The sequence below is a fragment of the Streptomyces sp. NPDC047515 genome (assembly GCF_040643055.1).
In the GTDB taxonomy this organism is placed as follows: Bacteria; Actinomycetota; Actinomycetes; order Streptomycetales; family Streptomycetaceae; genus Streptomyces.
In genome coordinates this window covers 44,506-50,893 of sequence record NZ_JBEYTM010000058.1, presented here as the reverse complement: position 1 = coordinate 50,893, position 6,388 = coordinate 44,506, and the positions used below count along the sequence as shown (strand labels likewise).

Here is a 6,388-nt window from a genome sequence, read left to right as displayed (position 1 = left end):
TCCTCAGACAACACCAGCTCGGCCATCGGCCGCCCCATCTTCGCCATGGAAGCAGTCTACTTATTCAACGAATTCTCGGCGCAGGACACTAGGCCGCGAGATCACCGCAACCGCCGCCGGGCGACAGAGCCACCGGCGCCGCATGACATCGCACCCTCGCCCGACGCCCCGTCAGCAGGGCCCGCCGAGCAGATGGGTCAGGCTCCGGTCGAGGTCCAGGAACCGGTGCTCGTCGCCGGCCGGCACCAGTTCCTGCGCCCGCTCAAGGAAACGACGCAGCTCCGCGGTGCGGACGTGCACCATCGCGATTCCCTCGGCGGCATGGAACTCCAGGACCGTGCGGTCGTATCCGAACGGTCTGATGCGCACGTCACCGACACCGGCGGCCGCGTCCATTCCGGCCGCGAGCAGTTCGCGGGAGAACTCCCACGACACCTCGGTGCCTTCCAGGGTCGCCGTCGCGGGGAACGCCATGCGCACGGCGAACGGATCCCTCCGGTCGTACTGCAGAGTGGCGGGAAGGGTCTCCATCCGCGGTGCGGATGCGACCATGCGGGCCTGCACGGACTGCTCGATGACGGTGGACAAGACCTGCTCCCTTTCTCGGCCGGACGAACGGCTCTCGGCACAGATGGAGACGACGAAATCGCGTCATCCGTGCACCGGAGGGCGGCGTGAGTTGCATCACCGCGCGCCGTCGCACCGATCGCGTGCCCGAATCCGGCCGACGCACGCTGGACGGCGTGCGGCTCGTGGGCTAGCTTCCAGCGCCATGAGGGCCAAGGGGAAGACGAGACGACTGATGTCATGGGGGCTCAGTGCGGCGGCGCTGGCCACCGCACTGGCCACGCCGGCGGCCGCAGCGACACCGGGGGAGTGGCACGGGCCCGGCGGACCGACGGCCTGGACGCTCACCGTGACGGGGACCGACGCCCGCTTCCGCGGCCTCGCCGCCGTCAGCCAGAGCACCGCCTGGGTCGCCGGCTCCAAGGAGACGGTGCTGCGCACCACCGACGGCGGCCACCACTGGCGCGATGTTTCACCACCCGGCGCGTCTCAGGAGGCGCTGGAGTTCCGCGACATCGAGGCCTTCGACGCCCGTCGCGCGGTGGCGCTGGCCATCGGGGAGGGCGAGGCATCCAGGGTGTTCCGTACCGACAACGGCGGAGCGACCTGGACGGAGTCGTTCCGTAACACCGACGCCCGCGCCTTCTACGACTGCCTCACCTTCTTCGACAGCCGGCACGGACTCGCGATGAGCGATCCCGTGGACGGCAAGTACCGCATCCTGTCGACCGCGGACGGCGGCCGGAACTGGCGGGTGCTGCCCGCCGCGGGCATGCCGGACGCCCAGGCCGGCGAGGCGGGATTCGCCGCCGGCGGTCAGTGCCTGGTCGCATCGGGTCCCAAGGACGTCTGGCTGGCGACCGGGGGCGCCGCCACCGCACGGGTGCTGCACTCCGCCGACCGCGGGGTGACCTGGACCGCGGCCGAATCGACGATCCCGGCCGGTGATCCGGCACGCGGTGTCTTCGGGCTGGCCTTCCGCGACCGCCACCACGGCATCGCGGTCGGCGGCGACTACCGGGCCGGCCTGCCGTCCCCGCACGCCTCGGCGGTGACGGGTGACGGCGGCCGCAGCTGGCAGCGGTCCGCCAACCCGCCGGCCGCCTATCGCTCGGGCGTCGCCTGGCTGCCGCACAGCAGGTCGGGCGCGCTGGCGGTCGGTCCGACCGGCACGGACCTCACCACGGACGGCGGCCGCACCTGGCGCACGGTCGACACGGGGTCGTACGACACGGTCGACTGCACACCGGACGGCGGCTGCTGGGCCGCAGGCGAGAACGGACGCGTGGCGCGCGGGGGGACCAGGGGCGCCGGCGGCTGATCGGGGCCGGTCGGATCGCGGCCGCGATCCGACCGGCGATCGAGGAGGGCGGGGCCCGGGGATCCGCTACCCGGGCAACTGCTCGCGGTACGGGGCGAGTTCGTCCGAGGTCTTCGTCGCGATGAACTCCGTGATCCGGTAGGCGCACACGCCCTGCGTGGTGAACGGGTCCTTCGCCACGATCCGCTCGATCCGCGCGCGATCACCCCCGACCGCCAGGATCACCCCGCCGTCGCGCGGGTTCTTGCGGCCCGACGCGATGAACACCCCGTCCGCGTACTGCGCGTCCAGCCACGCGACATGGTCCGGCATCAGCGCGTCGACGCGCTCGACGGGTGCGGTGTAGGTCAGCTCCAGTACGAACATGATCGTCAGGCTACGGCACGGGCGTCAGCGCTGTGGCCGGAGAGGTCACCGGCTCGCGGCGTCCGGCACGGCACCTCGCCGGGTTGTCGCATCGCCCGAGTGCGTCCGGCGCGAGGGCGATCCTCCGCCGCGCGACGCCCCGCACCGGACGCCGCCGGCTTCCCGGCAAACCTTTCCGGCCACCGCACTGGGCCGGTCCGGCCGCGTCCATGCACGCCCAGCACGGTGGGCGATGCTCCGTCTTGCGAGCACCCGCGGTACGGGACAGCCCTTGAGCTCCTCTTAGACTCGACAGCACTATGGCAACCTTCCCGACGCCCGCCGACGAGGCCGAGGCCCGCGCGATCCAGGACTCCCTGCGCCCCCGGGTGGTGCTCGACGAAACGGGACCGCCGCCCGGCACCGGCAGGGTCACCGGGGTCGATGTCGCCTACGACGACGAGCGCGATGTCGTCGTGGCGGCAGCGGTCGTGCTCGACGCGGCGACGCTCGACGTGGTGGCCGAGGCCACCGCGGTCGGCCGGGTCACCTTCCCGTACATCCCCGGACTCCTTGCCTTCCGCGAGATCCCGACCGTGCTGGACGTGCTGGAATCGCTTCCCGTCGACCCCGGACTCGTGATCTGTGACGGCTACGGGCAGGCGCACCCGCGTCGCCTCGGACTCGCCAGCCATCTCGGGGTGCTGACCGGACTTCCGGTGATCGGCGTCGCCAAGAACCCGTTCACCTTCTCGTACGAGCAGCCGGGCGGCCGCCGGGGCGACTGGTCGCCGCTGCTCGACGGCGAGGAGGAGGTGGGTAGGGCGCTGCGCACCCAGGACGGCGTCAAGCCGGTCTTCGTCTCCGTCGGACACCGGACCGGCCTCGACAACGCCTGCGCCCACACCCTGCTCCTGGCCCGCGACTTCCGTCAGCCGGAGACCACCCGCAGGGCCGACGCGCTCTGCCGCCTGGCCCTGAGGGAAGCGACCGCCTGAGTATCTGAGTAGGTGTACGGATAACGCCCGCCGATCATGACGGGCAGACTGGTACACATGACCGAACATCGAACGTCCGCACGACCAGGGACCGTCTACCTCGCCCAGCGCCGGGTAGCGGTGGGGATGACTCTCGGCATGCTGGCGGGAGTCGTCTGGGCCGTGTCGATGATCTGCACGCTGGTGGCCTGGGCGCTCTGACCCGCCGCTGGGCGCTGTCGCGCCCCGGCCGCCCCGTCCTGCTCAGAGGGCCGCCGCGACCCGGAAGCGCAGCCCGGCCGCGCGCAGCCGTCCCAGCAGCGCGTCACCCATCGCGACGGCAGTCGTGACCTGCCCCGATGTCGACGGGAGCTCGTCCAGGGCGAGGCAGAGCGCGGACTGTGCGAGCATCTTCGCCGTCTCGTCGTAACCGGGGTCGCCGCCCGACACCTCGGTGAACACCCGGTGCCCGCCGCCTTCGCCGACGAAGCGCACGGTGAACCAGCTGCGCCGCCTGCGCTCCGCGTCCGGGCCCTGCCCCGGCTCGTACCGGTCCATCAGCCAGGACCGTGCCGCTGGAATCTGCGCCGCACCCAGGAGAGCGGCGAGCGCGGCCGTACCGCCCAGCGCCACGGGCAGATGCTTCACGGAGGCGAAGTGGCGGTAGCGGAAATCGGGGCCGTACCCGGCGAGCACCCGCGCCGAACGCCTGACGACCTGTGGGTCCAGCGTCGGCAGCGGCAGCGCCCACGTGCCGGTCTTCGGGCTGAAGTGAGGGGTGCCGAGCGGGGCGCGGGCGCGGCGGGCGACCAGGCGGGGTTCGTGCAATCCGCGTTCCCGCGCGGTGCGCAGCATCCTGGGGCCGCGGCCCATCGCCGTGAGCGCGGAGGCGAACGTACCGCCGGAGAAGACGGCGTTGCTGCGGACGAATCCGTCGATCGTCAGTGGAACGTCCCGCGGCAGCTGCTGGACGGTGAAGTACACCCCGAGGTCGTGCGGTACGGAGTCGAAGCCGCAGGCGTGCACGATCCGGGCCCCGGTCTCGCGGGCCCGCGCGTCGTGCCGCAGATACATCCGGTCCACGAACTCCGCCTCGCCGGTGAGGTCCGCGTAGTCCGTCCCGGCCTCGGCGCAGGCCGCGACCAGTTGCTCGCCGTACCAGATGTAGGGGCCCACGGTCGTGGCCACCACATGGGTGGATTCGGCCAGTTCGCGCAGTGAGTGCTCGTCGTCCGCGACGGCGTGCAGCAGCGGGAGGTCCGCGCAGCGCGGGTCGACGGCGGTGAGGCGTTCGCGCAGCCGTTCCAGCTTGGCCCGGTCGCGTCCGGCCACGGCCCAGCGGCAGCCGGCGGGCGCGTGGGCGGCGAGATATTCGGCGGTGAGGGCGCCCACGAAGCCGGTGGCACCGAAGAGGACAACGTCATAGGGGCGTTGTGCCCCGTTCTGCCTGTTCATGAGTGCCTCCGCAGGGCCCGGCGCCGATGTGGCAGGCAGAGGTTAGCGGAGGCGTTCGTGGCGGTGTGCGGCCGGGCGGCGATCGTGAGGGAGGATCCCCGGAGAAGGAACCAGGACCGACCGGCACAGGGAGGCAGCGGTGTTGCGGGGCCGATCACGCACTCTGCCCAGGCCTGAAGGGCCAGGGGCCCTTGACCCTTCAGGCCCTGTCGTCGGTCGGCAACGCTCCGCGGTGCCTTCCCGCTGTGCCCTGCGACCACGCGTACCGGTCCCGCTCCCTCTCCCGCCCCGTCCGGCCGCCGGGGATTACGGGACAGCCCATAAGCGCTTGCTCGGCCGAAGGGGTTGTGCGGAGCGCGACGCGTTCTTAGCATCATCGCTGTTACATCAGTTGTGTCATACCGCTGTGTCATACCGCTGGGGGCTGGATGGCAACGACAGAGCATGGCCCGCTCGCAGGCGTGCGCGTGGTCGAGCTGGCAGGCATCGGACCCGGCCCGTTCGCCGCGATGTTCCTGGCCGACCTCGGCGCCGATGTCGTCAGGGTCGACCGGCCCGGCGGCCCGGGGCTCGGCATCGACCCCGCGTACGACCTCACCAACCGCAACAAACGCTCCGTGCTCGTCGACCTCAAGGCCGCGGACGGCCCGGCCAAGGTGCTCGATCTGGTCGAGCGCGCCGACATCCTGATCGAGGGTTACCGGCCGGGCGTCGCCGAGCGCCTCGGTGTCGGGCCGGACGCCGCACTGGCCCGCAATCCACAGCTCGTCTACGGACGGATGACCGGCTGGGGCCAGGACGGACCGCTCGCCGAACGGGCCGGGCACGACATCGCCTACATCGCCCTCACGGGCACCCTCTCCATGATCGGCAGGCCCGGGGAGCCGCCCACCGTCCCGGCCAATCTGGTCGGCGACTACGCGGGCGGTTCGCTCTATCTCGTCGTCGGTGTCCTGGCCGCCCTCCAGCATGCCCGCACCCCGGGCGGCCGCGGCCAGGTCGTGGACGCGGCGATCGTCGACGGCGCTGCCCATCTCGCCACGATGATCCACGGAATGCTGGCGGCCGGCGGCTGGCAGGACCGGCGCGGCTCCAATCTCCTGGACGGCGGCTGCCCGTTCTACGGTGCGTACGAGACCTCTGACGGCCAGTACATGGCGGTCGGCCCGCTGGAGCAGCAGTTCTACGAGGAGTTCAGCAGGCTCCTCGGGATCGAGGACGAAGCCCCGGACCGGGGGGACATCGCCCGCTGGGAGGAGCTGCGCACGCTCGTCGCCGACCGTTTCAGGACCCGTACGCGCGCCGAGTGGACCGAGGTGTTCGAGGGCACGGATGCCTGCGTGGCCCCCGTGCTCTCGCTCCGTGAGGCGCCCCGGCATCCGCACATCGCGGCCCGTGCCACCTTCGTCGAGCACGACGGGCTCACCCAGCCCGCCCCCGCGCCCCGTTTCTCCGTCACCCCCGTCTCCGTACGCGGCGGGCCCTCGCGGCCCGGCGCGGACACCGAGACCGTCGCCGCCGACTGGGACGTACCGGGCATCGCGGAGCCCCGGAAGGACACCACCGGCTGATGGCAACCACCTCGCCGCCGAACCCCACGGGCGGCCCGCGCGAAGCCTGTGACCGGCGCGCGACCGGTGCGGCTCTCCGCGACCCGCGCTCCCGCATCCCCGCCCGGACCGGCGCGGGGCCCGACGTCAGGAACTGACTCCAGGAGGCCCGC

7 protein-coding genes are annotated in these 6,388 nt (G+C 72.2%); 4 read left to right on the top strand and 3 right to left on the bottom strand.

Features of this window, described 5'->3' with window-relative positions; translation table 11 throughout:
- Nucleotides 1–171: 171 nt before the first annotated feature.
- Entirely contained in the window at nucleotides 172–588 is a 417-nt protein-coding gene (locus ABZ826_RS32310; RefSeq protein WP_361456296.1) for an SsgA family sporulation/cell division regulator, read from the bottom strand.
- Nucleotides 589–772: 184 nt separating this feature from the next.
- On the opposite strand from ABZ826_RS32310, the gene ABZ826_RS32305 reads away from it, so the two are divergent.
- Nucleotides 773–1,888 (top strand): oxidoreductase, encoded by a 1,116-nt coding sequence (locus tag ABZ826_RS32305; RefSeq protein WP_361456293.1) that lies wholly within the window; start codon nucleotides 773–775, stop codon nucleotides 1,886–1,888.
- A 66-nt stretch (nucleotides 1,889–1,954) separates the two neighbouring features.
- On the opposite strand, the gene ABZ826_RS32300 is transcribed toward ABZ826_RS32305, so the two are convergent.
- A complete protein-coding gene (locus ABZ826_RS32300) occupies nucleotides 1,955–2,254 on the bottom strand; it encodes a YciI family protein (RefSeq protein ID WP_361456290.1) in 300 nt (99 codons plus the stop codon).
- A gap of 299 nt (nucleotides 2,255–2,553) precedes the next feature.
- Here ABZ826_RS32300 and ABZ826_RS32295 point away from each other — a divergent pair, with 299 nt between their 5' ends.
- Both ABZ826_RS32295 and ABZ826_RS32290 read left to right on the top strand, forming a co-directional pair.
- Nucleotides 2,554–3,231, top strand: coding sequence for an endonuclease V (locus ABZ826_RS32295; protein ID WP_361456287.1), 678 nt, complete (start codon nucleotides 2,554–2,556; stop codon nucleotides 3,229–3,231).
- A gap of 57 nt (nucleotides 3,232–3,288) precedes the next feature.
- Nucleotides 3,289–3,432, top strand: a complete 144-nt coding sequence (locus tag ABZ826_RS32290) for a hypothetical protein (RefSeq protein ID WP_361456284.1) — start codon at nucleotides 3,289–3,291, stop codon at nucleotides 3,430–3,432.
- Nucleotides 3,433–3,474: 42 nt separating this feature from the next.
- Here ABZ826_RS32290 and ABZ826_RS32285 read toward each other — a convergent pair whose 3' ends face one another.
- Nucleotides 3,475–4,665 (bottom strand): saccharopine dehydrogenase NADP-binding domain-containing protein, encoded by a 1,191-nt coding sequence (locus tag ABZ826_RS32285; protein WP_361456281.1) that lies wholly within the window; start codon nucleotides 4,663–4,665, stop codon nucleotides 3,475–3,477.
- 428 nt (nucleotides 4,666–5,093) lie between these two features.
- Between ABZ826_RS32285 and ABZ826_RS32280 the strand changes: the two genes are divergently transcribed.
- Entirely contained in the window at nucleotides 5,094–6,236 is a 1,143-nt protein-coding gene (locus ABZ826_RS32280; protein ID WP_361456278.1) for a CaiB/BaiF CoA-transferase family protein, read from the top strand.
- The last annotated feature ends 152 nt before the right edge of the window (nucleotides 6,237–6,388 follow it).

Coding starts and splice junctions, on each gene's coding strand:
- ABZ826_RS32300 (WP_361456290.1), bottom strand. CDS start 2,254: ATGTTCGTACTGGAGCTGACCTACACCGCACCCGTCGAGCGCGTCGAC.
- ABZ826_RS32305 (WP_361456293.1), top strand. CDS start 773: ATGAGGGCCAAGGGGAAGACGAGACGACTGATGTCATGGGGGCTCAGT.
- ABZ826_RS32285 (WP_361456281.1), bottom strand. CDS start 4,665: ATGAACAGGCAGAACGGGGCACAACGCCCCTATGACGTTGTCCTCTTC.
- ABZ826_RS32290 (WP_361456284.1), top strand. CDS start 3,289: ATGACCGAACATCGAACGTCCGCACGACCAGGGACCGTCTACCTCGCC.
- ABZ826_RS32280 (WP_361456278.1), top strand. CDS start 5,094: ATGGCAACGACAGAGCATGGCCCGCTCGCAGGCGTGCGCGTGGTCGAG.
- ABZ826_RS32295 (WP_361456287.1), top strand. CDS start 2,554: ATGGCAACCTTCCCGACGCCCGCCGACGAGGCCGAGGCCCGCGCGATC.